A 20137-nucleotide genomic window follows, 5' to 3' on the forward strand; every position below is an offset into this window, starting at 1 on the left:
TACACATACTATACAAAACGTCAATTCTTTCCTCAAAACCTTCACAAAATACAACAAAAAACGAAGCGGTCGTTCTCCCGCTTCGTCTTCTTGCCGTCGTTCCTATACGTCTATTCCCTTCCCGACCGGTACATCAGCAGCGCCATCTCCAAGCAGATCCGGCGTTCCGGATCGAAGAAGTCCTCGCCCAGAATCTCCGTCAGCTTGCCGATCCGGTGGTACAGCGTCTGCCGGTGAATGAAGAGCCGGTTCGCCGTATCTTGCTTGGAGCCCGCGCATTTGAAATACGCGTCTAGCGTATCGATGAGTTGGTAACTGTTATCCTTGTCGTGCGCGATCAGCGCGCCAAGATGCGCGTCCACGAACGAACGGTGAACCGCGGGATCCGGAATCGCTTTCAACAGCTGGTAGATGCCTAACCGTTCGTAGAACAGGACGTTCTTCATCGCCGTCACGTCCCGGGATACCTCGAGCGCTTGGCGCGCTTCGCGGATGCCGGCGTGCAGCTCGGTCAGCCGGTAGCGGAATCGACCGAAGCCTGCGTGCATGACGATCCGCTGCGGCCGGCTAAGCGCGAATTCGTCCAGCTCGGCGCGCAGACGCAGCAGCGATTTCTCCAACCCTCTGGCCGAATCCTCGTTGATTCTCTCCTTGGCGATCAGCACGTGAATCCGGTTCTCCTGCGCGGCCAGCAGGCCATAGAGCCCCTGCTTCTTCAGCAGCGCTCGCAGCAGCACGACGAAATCTTGATAATCCGATTCCTTCTGCTCCTGCACGACCTCCTGCTCGCCGTACGCGATCTCGAACAGGCCGCCGGCAAACCAATACGATTCCTTGCCCCGGACGCGCAGCCCCATCCGGGTCCGCGCTTCATCCTCGTCCTCTACCCGGCGTTCCATAATATCGAGCACGAGCCGGTTCTGGTCGCGCTGGATTTTCTCTTCCTTGAACAACGTCCTCAGCAGCATCGTGCCGATCGATTGCGCCGCATAATCCAGCATGACGACCGTCGTATCGCCGGGCTCATGGCGTCGCGACTGCAGGACGCCAATGTAAGCGAGCGTCTGTTCGAAGCAGACGATCGGATGAAGCATGACGTTCAGCTCGCGGTCGAGCCGCAGCACGGCCGGTTCACCGCTGTCCATGTCCTGCTCCGCATAGGGCTTCATCGCCGCCGCGATCGCGTGCGACAGCTCTGGAGCTGCCTTCGGGTAGAACCGGTTCGTCTCCACGAAGGAGATGTACGCGACTTGTTTGTTCGTAAACTCGTGCAGCAGCCTCAGCACGGCGGAAACATCGGTCGTGGCGAGCGTCAGCTTCTGGAACCTACGCGAAAATTGCTCCAAGCTCTTGAGCAGTTGATGCTGCTGGTTGATGAGCAGGCCGTGTATATCCTGCGTGATTGTCACGAACCGGACCGGTTCCGCGAAGACGATCAGCGGGAAGTCATGGCGCTCGCAATACTCGACGATCGCCTCCGGTATCTCCGTTATGCTCGTACCGAGTTCAATGCATAGGCCGGAGGCTTCCTGACGGATTAATTGCTCCAGATACGTCAACCCGCCCTTCGCCTCTTTCATCCACAAGCCGGTCGAGAGGATCAGATCATCCTTGCTTACGTAAGGCGCCACGTTCGTGATTTCTAAAATATGAACCCATTTGACGGACCGCTCGAGACCGTTCCGCCCGGCCGCCAGTTTCGCCGCTTTGAAGACCGGCCTGCGCAGCAAGTCGTGTATGCTAACCGCGGTGTTTTTCGCCATCTCATCACCCTGACATTTCTAAGTAGGTTAATCTTCGTCATTATGTATGATCGATAAGGCCCAGATCGCCCATCTCGCTTCTTATATTATACAAGATGTATAGCATGGGCATTATCCATTTCGTCCTTAAATTGGGCCAAACGTTAGACAAAACGTATGATGTAACGTTCCCTGACACGCGATACGATGAGAGCAACAAAACGTTGAGGTGATCGAAGATGAGAATCGGACTGCCGAAAGAAATCAAAAACAACGAAAATCGCGTCGCCTTGACGCCTGCCGGAGCGGCCGAATTGATCCGCCGCCAGCATACGGTCGTCGTCGAACGCAATGCCGGCTTGGAGAGCGGCTTCGGGAATGAACAATATATCGCGTCCGGCGCGGAGATCGCCGATACGGCGGCCGAAGTATGGCGGCAATCGGATATGATCATGAAAGTAAAGGAGCCGATCGCAAGCGAATACGGTTATTTCCGCGAAGGTCTCATCCTCTTCACTTACTTGCACTTGGCGGCCGACGCCGCGCTTACGAAAGCGCTCGTCGAATCCGGCGTGACGGCGATCGCCTACGAAACTGTCGAAGTAAGCGGCACGCTGCCGCTGCTGACGCCGATGAGCGAAGTAGCCGGCCGGATGGCGGTGCAGATCGGCGCGCAGCTGCTCGAGCGTCCGAAAGGCGGCAAAGGCATTCTGCTCTCCGGCATAACCGGCGTGGCGCGCGGCAACGTGACGATTATCGGCGGCGGCGTGGTCGGCACGAACGCGGCGAGCATCGCGATCGGTCTCGGCGCGAACGTCACGATCCTGGACACGAACGTGAACCGTCTCCGTCAGCTGGAGGAAATCTTCGGCCGCAGCATCCAGACGCTCGTCTCGACGCCGGCGAACATCGCCCAGGCGGTCCAGCAAGCCGATCTGCTCGTCTGCGCCGTCCTCATCCCAGGCGCGAAGGCGCCGACGCTCGTGCCGGAGGCCGTCGTGAAGGCGATGCGGCCGGGCTCGGTCATCGTGGACGTGGCCATCGACCAAGGGGGCATCGTCGAGACGATCGACCGTATCACGACGCACGACGCGCCAACCTATGAGAAGCACGGCGTCATCCATTACGCCGTCGCCAACATGCCGGGCGCGGTCCCGCAGACCGCGACGATGGGCTTGACGAACGCGACGCTTCCTTATGCGTTGCAAATCGCCGGCCAAGGCGCCTTTGCCGCGATCTCCTCGAATCCGGCCATTCGCAGCGGCGTGAACGTGCTGAACGGCTCGGTCACGTACGAGGCGGTCGCGACGGCGCTCGGCTACCCGCACGTCACCGTCACGGCTGCGCTGGAAGCCGCGCGGGTCAAAGCTTAACCGCATGTCTGCCACTTGTGCTATAATAGGCGGTAAATGATTTTTGGAAGGAGCACCGCCATGTTGTCTGCACACGAAGCGATTACGAAACACGTTACCGCGCAGAACCGCCATCTCGTCGCGTTCGCGGAGCTGGATGAACTGCGCGAGCAAGCGATCGACCGCGCGCTCAAGCTCGCGAAGGAAGGTCTGCCGTTCTCGATAGACGAGATCAACGCGATCACCTCCCGCATTAACGCGCATGCCAAGAACGGCATCTCGCCGACGCGCGTATTCGTCACGGAACAGATGGTCCGCGAATACGCGGCCCAATCATAGAGCTTGAATCAGGATCCCCGGACGCGCCTTCCTAGGTGGCGTTCGGGGATTTGTCAAGCCGCTAGGCCCGAGAATACGAGAATGAGGGAACCGCGATGACGAACGATTTATCTTACACGACCGAAGAAATCGCCAAGCTTCTGAAAATTTCGAAGCTGACGGTATACGACCTCATCAAGAAAGGCGACCTGCCCGCCTACCGGGTCGGGAAGCAAATGCGCGTAGATGCCTCCGACCTGGAGCGCTACAAGCAGCGAAGCAAAGGACTCGCGCATGTCGGCCCGGACTCGCTCGCCGCGTCCGTTCGCCCCGAATCGCCATCATCCCCTACCTCGCGCCGCGCGCATGGCGCGAGTGACGGAAGACTGGTCATTACCGGGCAGGACGTCAGTCTCGATATCCTCGCCAAGCACATCGAGAAGCACGTTCCGGACGTGCGTCCGCTAAGAGAACACGTTGGCAGCCTGGATAGCCTCATTGCCATGTACCGGGGCGAAAGCGATATCGTCAGCACCCATCTGCTCGACGGCGATACCGGCCAGTACAACTTGCCCTATATCCGCAAGCTGCTCGTCGGACAGCCGCTGCTCGTTGTCCGCCTCCTCTCCCGTCCCGCGGGGCTGTATGTGCAGCCGGGCAATCCTCTGGGCTTAAGCGGATGGCGCGACCTTGGACGACCGGACATCAGGCTCGCCAATCGGGAGCAAGGCTCCGGCGCCCGCGTGCTGCTGGACGAGCAGCTCCGGCTTCACGGCCTTGCGGCAAGCGCGATTGCCGGTTATAACCAAGCGGAGGACAGCCATCTCGCCGTTGCCGGCAAGGTAGCGTCCGGGGAAGCGAACGTCGGCGTCGGCATCGCGAAGGCGGCGGCCATCGTCGGCGGCGTCGAGTTCATCCCGCTGATCGACGAACAATACGATCTGGTCATGCTGAAGAAGCCCGAGAAAGAAGCGTGGATGCAAGCCGTCGTGAAACTGCTCCGATCCGATGCTCTCCGTCAGGAGCTGCGCGCGATCCAAGGCTATGATTTCTCGCGAACGGGCGAGATCATCTACGAATATTAGCACGAAGAAAGCCCATCGAATTCGCTCAACGTCCAACGTTCAGCGGTTCAATGGGCTTTCTCTATTCATCATTACATTGCGGGGCTCTAGGCAGCCGGTCGAAATCCGAACTGCGCGAATAGCTCCGACGCTTCGGCCGATTGCAGGAACCGGTAGAAAACGGCCGCTTCATCCGGATGCGCCGATTCGGCAAGCAGCGCGGCCGGATACGCGATCGGCGAATGCAGGCTTCCATCGACGCGAAGCGCGACGAACGATCGGCTCGAGGCCGCCGCATCGGTCGCATAGACGAGCGCGGCATCCGCGTTGCCGGTCTCCGCGTACGTGAGCGCTTGCCGGACATCCTTCGCGAATACGAGCCGATCCTCGACGTCATTCCATATGCCTGCCGCAACCAGCGCTTCCTTCGCATATTGACCGGCGGGAACGGTCTCGGGTTGACCGACCGCGATTACGCGGTAGTCGTCCAGAGTTAGATCGCTTAACTTCGTTATCGACTGTAACGCGCCGGCATCCTTCGGCACGACGACGACCAATTCGTTGCCGAGCAGCGTAACGCTGTCCTCAATTAGCGACTGCTCCCGCAGCGCTTCGATCTGCTGCATGCCGGCCGACAGGAACAAATCCGCCGGCGCGCCCTGCTCGATCTGCTTCTGCAGCGCGCCGGACGAACCGTAGTTGAACGTCAGCCGAATATCGGGATGTTCGTCTTCGAACCGCGTCTTCAGCGCTTCCAGACTCTCCTTCAGGCTAGCGGCAGCCGAGACGATGAGCTCGGTCTTGCCGCTGCCGTACCCGTCGGTACCGGAACCGGATTGCGACGCGACATACGAGAGCGCCGCAACCGCGACGAGGAGGCCCGCGGCGAGCGCGGCCAGCAGCCGGCGCCCTCCTTTGCGCGTCCCGCCTCCGCTCATGCCGCCCCCTCCGAAGCTGCCGGAACCTCGTCCTGCCGCAGCAAACGACGGACTTTCATGAAGCTGCCGATCCGCCATACGAACAGATAAGTCAAGGCCAGCACCATGGCGAGCACGGTGAATACCGTTTGATCGAGCGTGCGGAAGTATTCCGACAGGGCAAACCGGATGACGATGATGCCAAGCAGCACATATTTGAAATTTTTGTTCGATATCGGATAAATAAGACCGTCATCCCGCTTCTCGTACGCGGTCTGGATTAACATAACGACGCCGAACGCAAGCCCCAGCGCCATCGCGATCGCGAGCTCCCAGTAAGCCGGCAGATGGAACGGTCTTTCCGGAATATGGCGCAGTTGATACAGCGTGAAGGCAAACAGAACCGGGACGATCGCGACGGGAAGCAGAATCCATAAGCCGCCTCTGGTAACGGGTTTGTTGGTGCGGTTGAACCAATTCATAGCTGCGTCTACCCTTTCTATACGTTGACTTCCTACCATTTCAACGCATGAAAGGCCTTTGTGTCAAGTTTCGACGCGGCGCCCGTCGAATTCCGCCTTGCATACTAGTTTACATAATGTTGTATATGTATATTATTATTCTTGAAGAACTAGTTTCATATGAACCTGTTCCAAGGTTGACTTGAAACTTGCTCGCTCAAGCATCTCTACGACTTCGCATTGGCTCAGCGGGAAGTTGCCCGTCCGGCAGATGATCGGCTGCGCACTGGCAAACGTCCGGCTCAACAAGGCGCGCATAAGCGAACTCCGATCCGGGGCATCCGCCTTCGCCGCGCATTGATACAAGATCGTGGAACGGTGCACCCCCTGCTCGTCCAGTACCCGCTTCAACAACGCATAACCCGCCGGTTCGCCGTCAGGATCGCTGGCAATGATCGCAAGTCCGCCCAGTTGCAGCGACTGCCATTGGGATTGCCACGGCTGCGGCTCTTCGTGGAACGACAATCGCCGTACGTCTTGCGGATTACCTACCGTGAACGTATACCGGTTCGATCTATCGGGGTCGCCGAACGCATCCTCGCCGATCTGACCTTCCCATTGATAGAAAGCAAGGGTATCGATGACGGCATACCCGCATTTGCGATAAAGCGCGATTGCCGACGCGTTCTCCTTGATCGCTTCGAGCAGCGCGACGTCGACGTTCTCGGCGCGGTACATCCGAAGCGCTTCATCGATGAGCAGCTTGCCGATCCCGCGGCCGCGGTACTCGGGGATAAGCGCCGTCCCGCCGTTCCATGCGATCTTGCGGCCGGATTCCTGGCGAAAACCGTTCATGACGAAGCCGACCGGCCGTTCCCCGTCCATGATCGCCAGCGAATGCGCGAGCGACAACCCTTCGGTCGCGGTTCGCTTGAGAAACATGTCGAGCGTGAAGTTCAAGTTCACATAATAGTGCTGAAACCCTTCATTCCACAGCGATGTGAGCTGTTCCAGCGTAAACGCGTGAAGCGGGCGAAATTCCATGCGATCAGCCTCCCTATCATGACAATATCTTTTACTATACTAGAAGTCCGCGAGAATAATCATCCGGAATGTAATAAATACGAACGGCAAAAAACCGTGCGCGCACGGTTTTCTTAGAGGCATGAAACGCGCGTCGCCGATTAAAGGTCGGCGCTTGCCGTTACAAATTGGTATGGACGGTATTGTATTCGCGACCGATTTGGCGTGTTCCTTACCGTTCTGGCGCGCTCGGTTCCGATTCGATTAGACCGAAAAGCTGTATGCCGTCTCTTCTGCCGACGCGCCGCTCTTCCACTGCTCGACGGGCACCACGTCCACGACCGCTTTGATCCCGATCGCGTTAAAGTCGACCTGCGGCACGTCGTCCATCGCGAACCGTTTCGTGATCATCGACGTCACGACCCCCGGCCAACGCGCCTCCATCTGCTGCAGCCGGTAGACGCCGGTCTCGAAATGTTTGCGCGACGCGTTCACAGAGCCGATGACGCATTTGTTCTCCAGCACCATCTCCATGTTCAGCTTGTCCACCGGGATTTCGCTCTTGCGTCCGCCGGCCGACAATCCTAACATCGCCAGCACGCCGTTCGGCGCAAGCACGTCCATCGCCTCGAAGCCGAGCGGACTGTAGCCGGTGCATTCCCAGACGAGGTCGAAATGGGCGCCGATGCTCTCCGCGTAAGCCGTCAACGAAGCGGGTCCGCCGCTTGCGTTCGCCTGTTGATAGATGCCGCCAATCCGTTCGATCAGCCTAGCTTCCGGACTATCCGGCGCGGACATCGACCAGACGTGCACGTTCAGATCCAGACAGCGACTCGTCAATGCGGCGAGCAGTCCGAGCGGTCCTGAGCCGAGCACGAGCGCGGAGCGGGGCTCCCAGACAAGACGTTGTTGAATATGCTGTACCTCGTCCCACACCTTCTCCACGATGCTCTGCGGCTCGGCCATCATGCCGAACGGCAGGCACGCTTCGGGAAGTTTGATGAAGAAACGGTCCTCGTCTTTGATGTATTCGGTCAGAAACCCGTGCGCGCCCTTGATGCCGCGCTCCGTATACTGGCTGCTTTGGCAGAAATCCGACCGGCCGTTGCGGCAGTTGACGCATGCCGGATCATGACAAGGCCGCCGCACGACGACGGAGACGAGGTCGCCCGGCGCAAGTCCGGCTTCCTGGCCGGATTCGACGACAATCCCCATCGCTTCGTGCCCGATTATCAGCTCGTCTTCCCCTTGCGGCGCTTCGCCGTACGGACCGGTCATGATTTCGCGGTCCGTGCCATCGAGCCCGACCGCCAGCACTTTCACGAGCACCTCGCTGGGCTGCGCGATCGCAGGCTTCGGATGTTCGCCGACGCGAATCGTTTTGCTTCTTTTCATATCCGTCACTTTGGCGGCTTTCACCTTCATCACCTCGTCTGCGAATAGGATTGCGCGCTTCCCGCCAGCACCTGCGCGTCCGGCACGTCGATCTCTTCGTTGATCCGTTCGTCGCGCATCTGCTTTTTCCTCGCGATGTACTCCTGCACGACCTTCACGTAGGTCGCATGCGACCAGGCCAGCGGCGAGACGGACAGCGGTTCGCCCGTGATCGGATGCACCTGCTCGGCCATCACGCCGGACGGCAGCGCATGGCGGCTCGTCCATTTCAACCATTCGACCGCTTGCTCGACGTCCTCCTCGTTTTTGGCCACGGCCAGTAACCACTCCGCATACCACAACGTGCAGATGATCCACGGGTTGCCCGGAATCCGGTTAATGTCTTGGCTGATCTGATGATAGTAGTCGTTCTCGTAGCGGGCCAACCCGCCGACCTCGGTCTTGACCGACAGCGCCAGATACATATCTTGCATCGTCTGGATAATGCGCGGATCGTCCGCCTTGAACATGTCGAAGTCGAACAAGCCGTACATGCTGGCGTCCAGCTTCAGGTCGGCTTCGTACGTGCTCGTGGACGGGTTCCAGTACAATGCGCGAAGGAAACGCCGCAGATTCTTGTCGTACATTTGCTCCTCGACCGCCCGCTTCACCGCCTCCGCCGTGTCCCGGTAGTAGATGGCGCGGACGCTGTCTTGATGGAATTTCGCGAAATTCGAAGCCGCCAGCAGGCCGGCGTATACCGTCGCCACCGTGAAGGCGTGCACGCCGTAGCGCTCCTCCCACAGATCATAAGAAGGCAGCGGAAGACCGGTCGCGCCGCGATAACGGATGAGGAAATCCGCGGCGGGGATGACGAAATTCTCGTACGTCTCCTTCGAATGGTCGAGCGTCCCGGCGATCTGAAAGTGGTGCCACATGGCGAAAATAACGAGCGCCGTCTCGTCCTCTTGGATCGGAAACTGCTTCTCGCCCTTCTCGTTGATCCATGGATGCCAGCTGGAGCCTGCCGAGCCGTCGGGATTGTACTTGTGCATCATGTACCCGTGCGGGGTGAGCGACTTCTCGCAAAAATCGACGAAAGCATCCGTCAAGTCGCCATAGCCGCAGCGATCCAGAGCATGCGCGATCAGCGCGCCGTCGCGCGGCCACATGTAGGAGTACGTATCCTTGGAGAACTTCAGAATATCCGAGTCGTTCGCGGCCACGATCGCCCCGCGGTTGTCGAAATGCGTGCGGATAATGAGCAGGCTGCGCTTATAGAGCGAAGCCAAGACCGGATCCAGTCCGGACAAATCATGCTTGTCCTGATGTACCCAATGACGCCAGTAGCCCGACGTCCGCTTGAGCATCTGCGCGGGCGTCGTCGTGCGGATCGCTTGCTCGAGCTCGCGCAGCCGCGCCTCGTTCGCCGCGAAGCCGATCCAGAACCAGCCCTCCTGCTGCGCCTGGCCTTGTACGGGAACCGTGAGCTCCAACGTTCCGTCCACCGAACCTTGCGTGATCGGATTGCCGCCGAGCTGTCCGTCCTCGGCATCCTGCCAAGTCCCGTTCATACCCGCCACGCGCTTCTTCCCGGTCGCGTAGCCGCTCGGATTCGGCGCCTGTTGTCCGGCGGATTGACAGGTGAGCGAGAAATACCGGTTCCGTTTGTAGAAGACGAGCGAGCTCAGGTCCGGATCGAAATAAGCGGTGTCTCCGATCGCCGATCCGTAGATTTCCAAGTCGAGGTGCATGTAGAGCTTGAACGTGCGCGGATGCGCGAACAGATTGCGCACCGTCACCCGCCGGAGGAAACAATCCTGCTCGTAATCGACGGTATCTTGAACGAGCAGCTCGAAGCCGAGTCTCTCGTGTCTCGCGTGAACTTCCGTGACCAGCGTGTCTTCCTCGTATAAGGCGTTCGTCTGCATGCCGGGATCGTCGATCCAGGCGAAGCCCTCCGGCGTCCAGATGCCGAACCGGCAGCAATTGCCCAGCGTGTGGTTTTCCATGCCGACGTACGGATAATAGATTTCGCGCAAATTGTAACGGGAATCGTAGTTAATCAGCACGTTCCCGTTGCCGATGGGCAAGTCTCTTGGCATCGTTAACCACCTTATCTGTTGTTTGCTTGTAACTTGTCCAACATCCGGAATAACGATGCATGGCGGCGGCCATAATACGGAGCGTACTTAGGAGGAGGGATGACGATGGCAGACCAGTGGAACGAGCAAGGGCAAGAGCAAGAAGAACAGCAAGAAGCGCCGAGCAACGCAGCGACTTACGCGCCCGTCAACAATACCGGCGGCATGGATTATTCGGTGGATTTTATATGGGGCAGCGATCAAGATCAGTATATGAATCCCGAAGAGGCATAAGCCTAACCAGGGATGCGCGAAACATGCGACGACACCTAGGCGAAACGGCTAAAGCCGTCTTCGATGGCGAAGCGCGTGATTCTTCTATTTGCAGCAAAGCCGCCCGTAGGCGGCTTTTTCGCGTTCTTTGAGCAGGCGAGACTAGCGTCGAATTCCCATCATTTTGTACGGCAAACCTACCAGCGGCAAGTCGGTGCTGCGAACAGGCAGAACCCATGCAGACCGATTGTCTGCATCTTAATGATCCGTTCGCCGCATAGAGGACAACATGCCGAGGATGGCATTGCGCCGGTTGGCGTACAATCTGCGTTCATTCATGAAGTCGTCGATGAACTTCGCGACCATCCGTCGCATCCGTGTATCGGCCTGACTGCCCTCCGATAACGCGCGCAGCATCTCCAATACTTGTTCATCCGCATCCTTTTCGGTCGAGAGGTGCCGCTTGAGCGCGTCTGCTTCTTGCGTGTATCGTCGAGCCCAATCCATATAAGCCTGTATGTTCGCGTGATCTGGCCCTTCCAAACTTGCCGGTTCGCCGAATCCAACCTTGTAGCCGCCCATGCGCTCGGGATTGCCGCCACCCTCCAGTTTCCCGGACTCCGCCAGACAACGAATGCGATAGAACAAGAACGAGTCGTTCAACCGTTGATCGCTTCGTCCGATTAACTGCCCGACCAACCGGGCGGCGGTGAACATTCGAGCGGTCGAAGCCGCGACGACGATCGCGGATTGCAAGATCATGTCGTCCCAGTAATCTTCCGGCACCGATTGAAGGCGACCCTCGACCATCGCGCGCAGCTCGCCGTCCTCGCGGATCAACCGCCGCCAATCGTCGGCATAATCGCTCCGTTCCCCGGCCGTTAGCGCCTGTCCCTGCTCCATAAGCTCGTCCAGCTCCCGCGGCGCAACTTCGCCAGTATGGGTATGCAGCAGCGCGCCGTTCGTCTTCTCGAAGATCCGGCCTGGCGCGTCGATCACGCGGACTTCATCCTGACCCGGGATATGCGCCATGAGCCGCCGAAGGCCGCTCTGCTCGTTGGCGTTCCCCGCCGCCCATACCACGATTCGGCGTCCCGCGAGCCGATCCGGCCAGTTGCGCCAATCGATGCAGTCGCCGAAGTGCTCGGCTTCGGCGTCTCCGAGCATCCCGCGTTCTGCCAGCCAGGTCATCCGGCGCTTCACTCCGCCCGCCCGGGCATCTGCGCCGTTGTCGTCCAGCGGACCGACGGATAAGTCGTCCGCCAGCGAAACGACATACTCGCCGGGCTTATCGCGCAACAGGAACCGGAGCGAATGGGCCGCCGACGCATCGAAGACGACGTGGATGCGCTCCGGCTCCGGCGCCTCTCCAAGTCTCTCCTCCAGATAATCCGGATTGCCCAGCTCCCATTCCCGATCGAACGCCTCGAGGTATCGTAACATGTACGCATGGCGCTCTTCCGCTAGCATGCGCGCGGATTCCGTGTTCAGCAGCGCCTTCAGCTTCAGCAGCTTCTCGTAGAAATGATTAATCGCGGTATCCTTGCCGCTGCGGTACTCCTCCTTCGTCATCGACGCTCGCGGACGCACGTACGGATCATAGATGAGCCTGCCCTTCCAGCCGGAATAGACGAATGTGCGCGCGGCCGCAATGGCGCCGATCGCATCCAGCCGATCCGCGTCTTGGACGACCTTCCCTTCGATCGTCTCCATTGGCGCGCCTCCGCCGCCTCCGTACGACATCGTCGAGACGATCAGCATGACAGTCTCCGATGTCGAGGCATCGACGCCGATCTCGGCCAGCCAGTCCTCGACTCTGCGCAGCCCGGCCTCCTTGGAGACGTTCAGTTTCTCGTCCGCGATATCGTGCAGCAGCGCCGCCAATTCGCATACGTACGGATCGCCGCCTTCTAATCCTGCCAACAGCTTCGCGCTGCGGGCGACCCGTACGATATGCCACCAATCGTGCCCGCTGGCGTCGTGCTCGAGCGCCGCTTTCACGAAGTTTCGCGTCTTCGCGATTATCGCTTCCATATCCTTCAACCGACCATCACTCCTTCTGGCAACCAATGGAAAGCGATGATATCACGGCAAGTCCCGAAGCGCAAGCAGTCTGTCCTGCAATTCACGATAAGATTCGATTAAGACAGGATGGACCTTCCGCGCCCACGACTCTTCCCGGCCTTCGCGTATCATCGTTCGGAGCCAAGTGGCGCTGAGCGCGCCTTCCTGACGCGGGAAAGTCAGCCGTCCAAGGCGAAGCGCGCGTTCCTCGCCGAACCAGCTTCCCCGTCCGTTCTCCTCCCCTTCAATAATCAGATCGAGCGCCGGCCACCTTTGAGACGCGCCATAGCTGTCGACGGCATGCAATAGGTAATCGCCCCAGCTCCGCGAATGATCGTTCTCGTTCGTGAGATCAGGCAGCGCAAGCACGTGGATCCGGTCGCCATAGATTCGCCGAAGCCATTGCTCGCGCTCATTCGCCGCGAACGGATTGCGAGCCGTGCCGCTTTCCTGCGCCGAACCGATGACGACGAGCACGCGCTCGGCGATCGCGAGCGCCGCGTCGATGAGCTTTTCATGCCCCCGGTGAACCGGCTGGAAGCGGCCGATGATGAATCCGAATTGAAAAGGTTTGGTCATCCAATTCACTGCCTTTCTTCGCGGACTGCTTCCGCGGCAACGAGCTCGGCAGCGTAATATGGCGCCACGCGATTGCCGAGCTCGCTTCGAAGCGCAAGCCCATCCTTTATTCCACGCCGTATTTCGCCGCGATTTGTTCCATTTTATGCACGATACGCGCCGATAATCGTATCCGTTCTTGAGGTGCCGCCTGCGTACGAACGCGATCTCGGACTGCAGTCCAATGCGCCTCGTCGAGCGGCTTCGTCTCCCGCCGCGCTTCGCCGTCGTATGCGTAGACCGTCTCGTATAGGCCGCCGTCGCGCATCTCTTCATGAGCCAAGACGGTAAGCGCTTCGTCCTCCATCACGATACCGACGCGTCCCGGGATGCTCCGCTTGAGCGGGTCCATCGAAAATTTCATCCGGTCCTTGCCGTTGCTGTAGGCGGTCTTCATCGCCCAGCCGAGCGTGTCGCGGTCGATGTGGTTATAGAAGCCCGATCCGATGCCGTACGCGACGAACGCCAGCGGCACCCCGTTCTCTTCCAGCACGCGGTCGTAACGTTTCGCCTGCTCGAAGCTCATCCCTTCGCCGATGATAACGCCGACCTCGGCCAGCGCGCCGTGCCGTTCGGCCGCCTTGTAAATATCGATCGCCTGCCGCAGCACGTCGCCGCTGTCCGGACGCATGACGATTTTCACGCCTCGCTCGCGCGCCCGCTCCGCCAACACCGGCAAATATTGCGCAATGACGCGGTTCGCGTCGTACGTATCGATGACAAGGGCAACGATGCTCTCCCCGCAGTCCGCCGTCGAGTCGATCGCGTGCATAAAGCATTGCAGTTCGTCGTCATACTGCTGCGTGACCTTATGCGCAAGCGCGGCGATGCTGCCGATGATCGCGCGCGGCGCGTGCTTCGTCGTATGGAAATCGTCCGTCCCCTGCAGCGACAAGTTCCATGCCGTGCCGGCCCAATAAGCATCCTCCAAGCTGCGATGGCCACGGAAGCCGAAGCTGTGGAACCGCCAGTAGAACGATTCGTCCGCGCCGAGCGCTTCGCGCTCCTCCTCCAGATAGCGCCGCATGTGGAACGCTTCCGTCGCGCAGGCGCTCGGGAAGTACGCGTGCATGAGCACCCCCTCCCACCAGGTCACGAGCTCGCCGAACCCTTCCACCGTGTTACGGATTTGAGCGAACGGCGTGCCGGCCGGACACCACGTGCCTTCGGGCAGCGACTCGACGGCGAGCGGCGCGTAACCGCCGCATTCGTCGACGACGCGATGGAAAATCTCCGACGGGAACGCGAGTCCTTGCATGGCCGCGCAACGCTCGGCTTCTTCGATATGCACCTTGGTGATTTGTACGTTCAGAACCGAAAGCGCGATTTCGCGGAATCCGTACAGGATCATGCCCGTTTTGCGGTTGTACAGGTGGCTGACTTCCCAATCCGTGCTGCATTTCAACCGGCTATGCGATAAATTGTAGCTATCCGTCAGCAGCAGTACGTTCGTACGAAGTTGATTCATCATGGTTATAACCTCCAATTAATTTGTCTCATTGACTATATAAAATGATATGCAGAGAGGTTCGTTTTTGTCACATCGACTATATAAATTCCGAGAAGAAATGGGCTGATCGCCTCAGCCATTCTTGATTGATTCGTCGCCTAAGCTTCCCTCGTTATGCTCTTGCCTTAGAACATGCCCGAATTATAGATGGAGATTCTCGGTTCGTAATCAGTAAATTCATACAATTGCGCCGGACGGTTGGAGTTCCGGTCGGTCGTCAGCGGCTCGTCGTCAGATCCTAGCGCTTCTCGGATCAATCCTTGACGCGTCTTCGTCGTCAGAAGATTTCGTTTGAAATTCGCGATATCCTCCTGGAAGTCCGGGACGACCGTCTGAATCACTTGGTACAATTCGCGGATCGTGAACGTCCGGGGCAGAAACTCCTTGGCGATCGTCGTCGTCATCATTTTCATCTGGATATGGGTCAGCGCGTCCTTCAGCAATGCCTTGTGATCAAAGGCTAAATTCAGCTTCAGCGCTTCATCCAATTCGAACAGCCTCGCCTCGTCGGCATCCGTATCCGGGGAGATGGCGCGCAGCCGATCTTCGCTCACAAGGGCGCAATATAGAACGGACGGCATCCAGCCTCTCGGATCGCGTCCGGGATAATAAACCGTCTTCACCTGCTCGATATGAACATCCGCGCCGACGTTCGTCTCCTCCTGCAGCTCGCGGTAAGCGGCTTCCGCCAGCGTCTCCGATTCGGAGGAGAAACCGCCCGGCAATGCCCATTGTCCGGGGAATGCGGATGAACGGGAGCTCCTCTTGACCAGCAGCACCTCCAGCTTGCGGTCGGCGAGCGTCTTGTAGCTGCCCGGCTTCGCGTGCGACGTAATGGCGAATATCGCGATATCGACCGGCAATCCGTCCGGCGTGCGGTAACGCGCCGTCTCTTGTTCCTTTTTCATCGCTCGCACCTCCTTGATGAACCCAGTATAACCCAACGCAATCATATTAGTCAATATGACTTTATTAAAAAGTTCGGATTGATCGAATGTCGACTATTCCTCCGACTTGCGCGGGCACATTAGCCGAGACATAATATTAGGGACAAGTTTATGGTAGACAACAAGATGAACGGAGGAAACAATCATGAACAAAAAACGCGTTTATTTCAATCACGACGCGGGGGTCGACGACTTGGTATCGTTGTTCCTGCTGCTGCAGATGGACAATATCCATCTCGCCGGGGCGTCCGTCATCCCGGCCGACGGGTATCTGGAGCCCGGCGCGGACGCAAGCCGCAAAATCATCGACCGCTTCGGCCGGTACGAGGTCGAGGTCGCCAAATCGAATTCGCGCGGCAAAAATCCCTTTCCGGCCGCTTGGCGCATGCATACCTTCTTCGTGGACGCGCTTCCGATCTTGAACGAGTCCGGCACGATGAACGCCTCGCTCTCGCCCCTACCCGCGCACCGGCATATGATCGAGGCGATTCGCGCAAGCGCCGAACCGACGACGCTTCTCTTTACCGGACCGCTAACCGATCTGGCTCGCGCGCTGGACGAAGCGCCGGATATCGAGGAACGAATCGAGAAGCTCGTCTGGATGGGCGGCACGTTCGAGAAAGGCAACGTTCAGGAACCCGAGCATGACGGCACGGCGGAATGGAACGTGTTCTGGGATCCGGAAGCGTGCCACCGGGTGTTCCAAAGCAAGATTCCCGTCGATCTCGTCGCGCTCGAGAGCACGAACAAGGTCCCGCTTACCTTAAGCGTCCGCAACGCTTGGGCCAAAGAGCGGAATTACGAAGGTGTGGATTTCCTCGGTCAATGTTATGCGTGCTGCCCGCCGCTCGTCTACATGGAGACGAATTCGACCTACTATCTGTGGGACGTGCTCACGACGGCTTCCGTCGGCAGGCCGGAACTGGTCATGAAGCGCGAAGTTCGCTGCACGGTCGTTCCGGATGGCTTGAGCCAAGGCAGAACGATTGCCGACCCGAACGGACGCCCGGTCAACCTCGTGCACGACTTGGATGCCGATGCTTTCTGGGCTTACATTGCCGATCTGGCAAAAAAGGCCGCACCGAAACGATATTAGCCATCCGATATGCACGCCGGAGTACGGGAACGAAGCCGTATACGACACCACTGTCGTATGCGGCGTCCCCTCTCGTCGATTATCGCGAATCGGTTCCCGGCATCTCCATCCAGCTTTCCCCGCGGGCGCCAGCCACATCCGCTTTCCCCTCTTCATGAAAAACGCATTTTGGCCTATACTACAACCATTCTACAACCGAAAGGTGTTTGCCACGTGAACGTTCATGAGCTGAATTATGCCATCTGGGCGATTGCGCGCGAGCTGGTCCATCATCACCGCTACTCGCTGATGGATAACGACGAAGGAATGCTGACCTTGAAGCGGCGCGACGGAATTCGGGTTACGTACCTCTATTTGATGCCATTAATGTATGGTCAATCCGCGGATGAGCAGGAAGCGGAAATTCGCGAACAGTTCGCGCATTCCATGGATTGGATGAAGATGGTCGGATTCCGACGGCCGGCGCTCGTTCACCGGATGGTGCATCTTTATATACGCACGGACGCCGGTTATCAGATGTCCGGCGAGCAAATCGCATCCTTGCATCTTAGCAGCCTGACGGAAAGTCATCGCATTGAAGCTGGACTCATCGATCTCGTCGAAAATCGCGTCGCGCTGCCGAAGACCGTCATTCCCGGGGCCGAGTTCATCGAGCAGTTCGTCGCCCGCGGCGAACCCGTGCCTTATGACGATACCCGGCTGTACGAAGTCATTAACGTATGGCACGGCGAGATGCTTCGCGCGCATCAGGAACGCGTCGAACCGTTCGAAGAGGCCGGACGCAAGCGCGGCGCGCCGCTTACGTTCGCGTTTACCGCCATTAACGTAATCGTGTGGCTGCTTATGACCTACTATGGCGGATCGACGAATACGGCCACGCTCATCCAGTTCGGCGCCAAGTACGCGCCGCTCATCGATGAAGGCGAATATTGGCGGCTCGTGACGCCGATGTTCCTTCATATTGGAGGACTGCATCTGTGGTTCAATACCGTCTCGCTGCTCTCGCTCGGCGGGCGTATCGAGCGGGTGCTCGGATCAGGCACCTTCTTCCTGCTCTACATGACGTCAGGGATCGCGGGCAACCTGTCCAGCTATTGGTTCTCCCCTTCTATCTCGGCCGGCGCGTCCGGCGCGATATTCGGCCTCATGGGCGCCCTGCTGTATTTGACGGTCAAGGAACCCGATACGTGGGGAGAGATGATGGGATTCTCGATCTACAGCGGTCTCGTCATGAACGTCATTCTCGGCTTCGTCGTGCCCGGCATCGACAACTACGCGCACTTCGGCGGTCTGATCGGCGGATACCTGTTCATGGCGGCAAGAGGCATGTTAGCCAAAAGAACGGCCGCTGCGTCTTAACTTCCGGTGCCAAACACAAACAAAAATATAAACAAAAACGGACAACCATCTTCTCCTCGTGGAGGAAGGGTTGTCCGTTTCATCTCGTGTCGCTTGGCCGCATTAGATGGATTGACGCAGTTGCTGCTCTGCTGCGTTCTCCTCTGCAAGAATGCGATACGCTTCTACCGCGCGATAAGCCGCCAGCTGAAGCAATTCTTCTTGATTGCGCACCTCGCGCAAATGAACGACTTTGTCGTGGCATACGATATCGGTTTCGACGAATTCGCCGATCAGCATTTGCATCCGGAAGCCATACATCGAGACATTCTCGTCGTCATGGCCGCGAAGGATCTCCGCCAATTTCGTCATCTCTTCGTAATCCGCCTTGAACCGGCGATCATTCCGCCAAGTGCCGGCTGCCTTCGTCTCCGTAATTTCCGACAGCAAGCTCGTGTGCTCTGCCGCCTTGTCCAATAGGACGCTAACATTCATGTCTTTCTTCTCCATCGTGTCGTGCTCCTCTCATCGTTGGTTCGTTGGTAGCAACTACTTATGTCGGTCGACCTGCGCTAGTTTCTATAACAATATACTATCCCGGGTGCAATGTCAACTAAGTTTACGTTAATTCCATTATTATGTTATTTCCGTGTCAGGTAATTCGACACTTGGTAGTCCTGTCACCGCCACCTCGCGTAAATTATGTCAAAAAACCTCCCCGTCGTGTCGAACGGAGAGGTTCATTGGATTCATCTACGACTAGCGTCTATGGGAATTACATAATCTATCTACAGATATACCGGCTTCACGCAGACCGGCTTGGACACGGATACGGATTGTCCCGATTCGCTCAGAAGGCCCGTCTCGCGATCAACGCGGAACGTCACGATATTGTTTCCGTCCCGATTCGCGCATAGCAGATAACGTCCGCCCGGCGTCAAGGCGAAATGTCTCGGATGACCGCCGCCGGAGGAAACGTGCTGAACGACCGATAGCTGTCCGGACGCGCCGTCGACCGCATACACGACCAGACTGTCGTGACCGCGGTTCGAGCCGTACACGAAGCGACCGTCTTCCGATACGGCGATTTCGGCCGTCGTATTCTCGCCGTCGAAACCTTCGGCCGGAAGCGTGGATAGGGTCTGGATCGGCGAAAGCTTGCCCTCTGCCGCATCATAGGCAAAGACGGTAACCGACGAATCGACCTCGTTGATGACGTATGCGTTGGCGCCGTTCGGATGGAATGCGAGATGGCGCGGACCGGAGCCTGGATTCGTCTCGACGACATGCTTCTGCACGAGCTTGCCTTCGGCTTCGTCGATCGCGTACGTGAAAATTTTGTCGAGGCCCAAATCTTGAATAAGGACGTACTTCCCGTCCGGGCTGAAGAAAGCCGAATGGGGATGAGGACGGTCCTGACGCTCCGGATGCGCGCCGCGGCCCTCATGTTGGCTTACATCCAGCTGCTTGCCGATCCGACCGTCCTCTTCGATCGCGAACAGACCGGCCATGCCGCCGTGGTAGCTGACGACGATCAAATACTTGCTGCTCGCATCGCGCTGAATATGACAGGTCGGCGACGCGACCGTCAACGCTCGGTTCAGCGGCTCGAATTTGCCCGTTGCGGGATCGATCGCGAACGCCGCCGCTTCGCCGGCTTTGCCGCCGTCCGCCGCCGTTCCCTCCGCAATCGCATAGAGGCGGTTGTTCGCCGCGTCGACGTTCAGGAACGTCGGGTTACGGTAACCCGACGCCGCGTCGATAAGCGTCAGCGCGCCGGTCTCTTCATTGAACGCGTACGAATAAATGCCGTTGTCTGCCGCTTCCGCGTAGGAACCGGCGAATACGATCAGTTGTTGCTCGGACAAAACCAACGCCTCCTTATGTACCCAAAATGTACCCAAATCTTTGAAAAACCGCTTAAAATCGTTCTAATCTTAGCATCAACGCCTCTTT

18 protein-coding genes are annotated in these 20137 nt (G+C 58.4%); 6 read left to right on the plus strand and 12 right to left on the minus strand.

All coding sequences use genetic code 11. From position 1 onward, the window contains the following. Positions 1-110: 110 nt before the first annotated feature. A complete protein-coding gene (locus BCM02_RS03100; protein WP_148927563.1) occupies positions 111-1763 on the minus strand; it encodes a PucR family transcriptional regulator in 1653 nt (550 codons plus the stop codon). Positions 1764-1981: 218 nt separating this feature from the next. Between BCM02_RS03100 and ald the strand changes: the two genes are divergently transcribed. The 3 genes from ald (at position 1982) to BCM02_RS03115 (ending at position 4497) form a co-directional block, all read left to right on the plus strand. Continuing rightward, positions 1982-3115 carry an alanine dehydrogenase gene (gene ald / locus BCM02_RS03105; protein WP_148927564.1) on the plus strand — a complete coding sequence of 378 codons (1134 nt, stop codon included), beginning with the start codon at positions 1982-1984 and terminating at the stop codon, positions 3113-3115. Positions 3116-3175: 60 nt separating this feature from the next. After that, positions 3176-3433, plus strand: coding sequence for a DUF2533 family protein (locus BCM02_RS03110; protein ID WP_246183169.1), 258 nt, complete (start codon positions 3176-3178; stop codon positions 3431-3433). Positions 3434-3528: 95 nt separating this feature from the next. Further along, positions 3529-4497 carry a helix-turn-helix transcriptional regulator gene (locus BCM02_RS03115; protein WP_148927565.1) on the plus strand — a complete coding sequence of 323 codons (969 nt, stop codon included), beginning with the start codon at positions 3529-3531 and terminating at the stop codon, positions 4495-4497. Between the two features lie 86 nt (positions 4498-4583). Here the strand turns inward: BCM02_RS03115 and modA are convergent, their stop codons facing one another. The 5 genes from modA to BCM02_RS03140 all read right to left on the minus strand — a co-directional run bounded on the left by modA (position 4584) and on the right by BCM02_RS03140 (position 10356). Next, positions 4584-5414: a molybdate ABC transporter substrate-binding protein gene (modA, locus tag BCM02_RS03120; RefSeq protein ID WP_148927566.1), complete on the minus strand. Its 831-nt coding sequence runs from the start codon at positions 5412-5414 to the stop codon at positions 4584-4586. Continuing rightward, positions 5411-5875, minus strand: coding sequence for a CcdC protein domain-containing protein (locus BCM02_RS03125; RefSeq protein WP_187433995.1), 465 nt, complete (start codon positions 5873-5875; stop codon positions 5411-5413). The genes modA and BCM02_RS03125 overlap by 4 nt, the downstream gene beginning before the upstream one ends. A gap of 135 nt (positions 5876-6010) precedes the next feature. Further along, positions 6011-6898 (minus strand): GNAT family N-acetyltransferase, encoded by an 888-nt coding sequence (locus BCM02_RS03130; RefSeq protein ID WP_148927568.1) that lies wholly within the window; start codon positions 6896-6898, stop codon positions 6011-6013. Between the two features lie 243 nt (positions 6899-7141). Beyond that, positions 7142-8296 carry a glucose 1-dehydrogenase gene (locus BCM02_RS03135; RefSeq protein ID WP_246183170.1) on the minus strand — a complete coding sequence of 385 codons (1155 nt, stop codon included), beginning with the start codon at positions 8294-8296 and terminating at the stop codon, positions 7142-7144. A 5-nt stretch (positions 8297-8301) separates the two neighbouring features. Continuing rightward, on the minus strand, positions 8302-10356 hold the full coding sequence (locus BCM02_RS03140) for a glycoside hydrolase family 15 protein (RefSeq protein WP_148927570.1): 2055 nt from the start codon (positions 10354-10356) through the stop codon (positions 8302-8304). A gap of 105 nt (positions 10357-10461) precedes the next feature. On the opposite strand from BCM02_RS03140, the gene BCM02_RS35125 reads away from it, so the two are divergent. Next, complete coding sequence (locus BCM02_RS35125) at positions 10462-10629, plus strand: hypothetical protein (RefSeq protein WP_187433996.1); 168 nt, start codon at positions 10462-10464, stop codon at positions 10627-10629. Positions 10630-10866: 237 nt separating this feature from the next. Here the strand turns inward: BCM02_RS35125 and BCM02_RS03145 are convergent, their stop codons facing one another. The 4 genes from BCM02_RS03145 to BCM02_RS03160 form a co-directional block, all read right to left on the minus strand. Beyond that, on the minus strand, positions 10867-12642 hold the full coding sequence (locus tag BCM02_RS03145) for a DUF3658 domain-containing protein (RefSeq protein WP_246183215.1): 1776 nt from the start codon (positions 12640-12642) through the stop codon (positions 10867-10869). Positions 12643-12693: 51 nt separating this feature from the next. Next, positions 12694-13251, minus strand: coding sequence for an adenylyltransferase/cytidyltransferase family protein (locus tag BCM02_RS03150; protein ID WP_148927572.1), 558 nt, complete (start codon positions 13249-13251; stop codon positions 12694-12696). A gap of 106 nt (positions 13252-13357) precedes the next feature. Beyond that, positions 13358-14761: a nicotinamide phosphoribosyltransferase domain-containing protein gene (locus BCM02_RS03155; RefSeq protein ID WP_148927573.1), complete on the minus strand. Its 1404-nt coding sequence runs from the start codon at positions 14759-14761 to the stop codon at positions 13358-13360. A gap of 164 nt (positions 14762-14925) precedes the next feature. Next, the gene (locus BCM02_RS03160) at positions 14926-15708 is read right to left on the minus strand and encodes an NUDIX hydrolase (protein ID WP_148927574.1); all 783 of its coding nucleotides are present in this window, start codon (positions 15706-15708) and stop codon (positions 14926-14928) included. A gap of 184 nt (positions 15709-15892) precedes the next feature. Between BCM02_RS03160 and BCM02_RS03165 the strand changes: the two genes are divergently transcribed. Both BCM02_RS03165 and BCM02_RS03170 read left to right on the plus strand, forming a co-directional pair. Then, the gene (locus BCM02_RS03165; protein WP_148927575.1) at positions 15893-16843 is read left to right on the plus strand and encodes a nucleoside hydrolase; all 951 of its coding nucleotides are present in this window, start codon (positions 15893-15895) and stop codon (positions 16841-16843) included. A 213-nt stretch (positions 16844-17056) separates the two neighbouring features. Beyond that, complete coding sequence (locus BCM02_RS03170) at positions 17057-18202, plus strand: rhomboid family intramembrane serine protease (protein WP_187433997.1); 1146 nt, start codon at positions 17057-17059, stop codon at positions 18200-18202. 102 nt (positions 18203-18304) lie between these two features. Here BCM02_RS03170 and BCM02_RS03175 read toward each other — a convergent pair whose 3' ends face one another. Together BCM02_RS03175 and BCM02_RS03180 are read right to left on the minus strand one after the other, a co-directional pair. Continuing rightward, a complete protein-coding gene (locus BCM02_RS03175) occupies positions 18305-18691 on the minus strand; it encodes a hypothetical protein (protein WP_148927577.1) in 387 nt (128 codons plus the stop codon). A 278-nt stretch (positions 18692-18969) separates the two neighbouring features. Beyond that, the gene (locus BCM02_RS03180; RefSeq protein ID WP_148927578.1) at positions 18970-20049 is read right to left on the minus strand and encodes a lactonase family protein; all 1080 of its coding nucleotides are present in this window, start codon (positions 20047-20049) and stop codon (positions 18970-18972) included. Positions 20050-20137 lie beyond the last annotated feature (88 nt).

Origin of the sequence: Paenibacillus methanolicus (assembly GCF_008124765.1) — a bacterium.
Taxonomy (GTDB): Bacteria; Bacillota; Bacilli; order Paenibacillales; family Paenibacillaceae; genus Paenibacillus_Z; species Paenibacillus_Z methanolicus.

Excerpts from the sequence above, each read along its gene's own strand:
- BCM02_RS03140 (WP_148927570.1), bottom strand. The coding sequence starts at position 10,356 with ATGCCAAGAGACTTGCCCATCGGCAACGGGAACGTGCTGATTAACTAC.
- modA (WP_148927566.1), bottom strand. The coding sequence starts at position 5,414 with ATGAGCGGAGGCGGGACGCGCAAAGGAGGGCGCCGGCTGCTGGCCGCG.
- BCM02_RS03100 (WP_148927563.1), bottom strand. The coding sequence starts at position 1,763 with ATGGCGAAAAACACCGCGGTTAGCATACACGACTTGCTGCGCAGGCCG.
- BCM02_RS03175 (WP_148927577.1), bottom strand. The coding sequence starts at position 18,691 with ATGGAGAAGAAAGACATGAATGTTAGCGTCCTATTGGACAAGGCGGCA.
- BCM02_RS03130 (WP_148927568.1), bottom strand. The coding sequence starts at position 6,898 with ATGGAATTTCGCCCGCTTCACGCGTTTACGCTGGAACAGCTCACATCG.
- BCM02_RS03125 (WP_187433995.1), bottom strand. The coding sequence starts at position 5,875 with ATGAATTGGTTCAACCGCACCAACAAACCCGTTACCAGAGGCGGCTTA.
- BCM02_RS35125 (WP_187433996.1), top strand. The coding sequence starts at position 10,462 with ATGGCAGACCAGTGGAACGAGCAAGGGCAAGAGCAAGAAGAACAGCAA.
- BCM02_RS03160 (WP_148927574.1), bottom strand. The coding sequence starts at position 15,708 with ATGAAAAAGGAACAAGAGACGGCGCGTTACCGCACGCCGGACGGATTG.
- BCM02_RS03145 (WP_246183215.1), bottom strand. The coding sequence starts at position 12,642 with ATGGAAGCGATAATCGCGAAGACGCGAAACTTCGTGAAAGCGGCGCTC.
- BCM02_RS03110 (WP_246183169.1), top strand. The coding sequence starts at position 3,176 with ATGTTGTCTGCACACGAAGCGATTACGAAACACGTTACCGCGCAGAAC.
- BCM02_RS03115 (WP_148927565.1), top strand. The coding sequence starts at position 3,529 with ATGACGAACGATTTATCTTACACGACCGAAGAAATCGCCAAGCTTCTG.
- BCM02_RS03165 (WP_148927575.1), top strand. The coding sequence starts at position 15,893 with ATGAACAAAAAACGCGTTTATTTCAATCACGACGCGGGGGTCGACGAC.
- BCM02_RS03150 (WP_148927572.1), bottom strand. The coding sequence starts at position 13,251 with ATGACCAAACCTTTTCAATTCGGATTCATCATCGGCCGCTTCCAGCCG.
- ald (WP_148927564.1), top strand. The coding sequence starts at position 1,982 with ATGAGAATCGGACTGCCGAAAGAAATCAAAAACAACGAAAATCGCGTC.
- BCM02_RS03155 (WP_148927573.1), bottom strand. The coding sequence starts at position 14,761 with ATGATGAATCAACTTCGTACGAACGTACTGCTGCTGACGGATAGCTAC.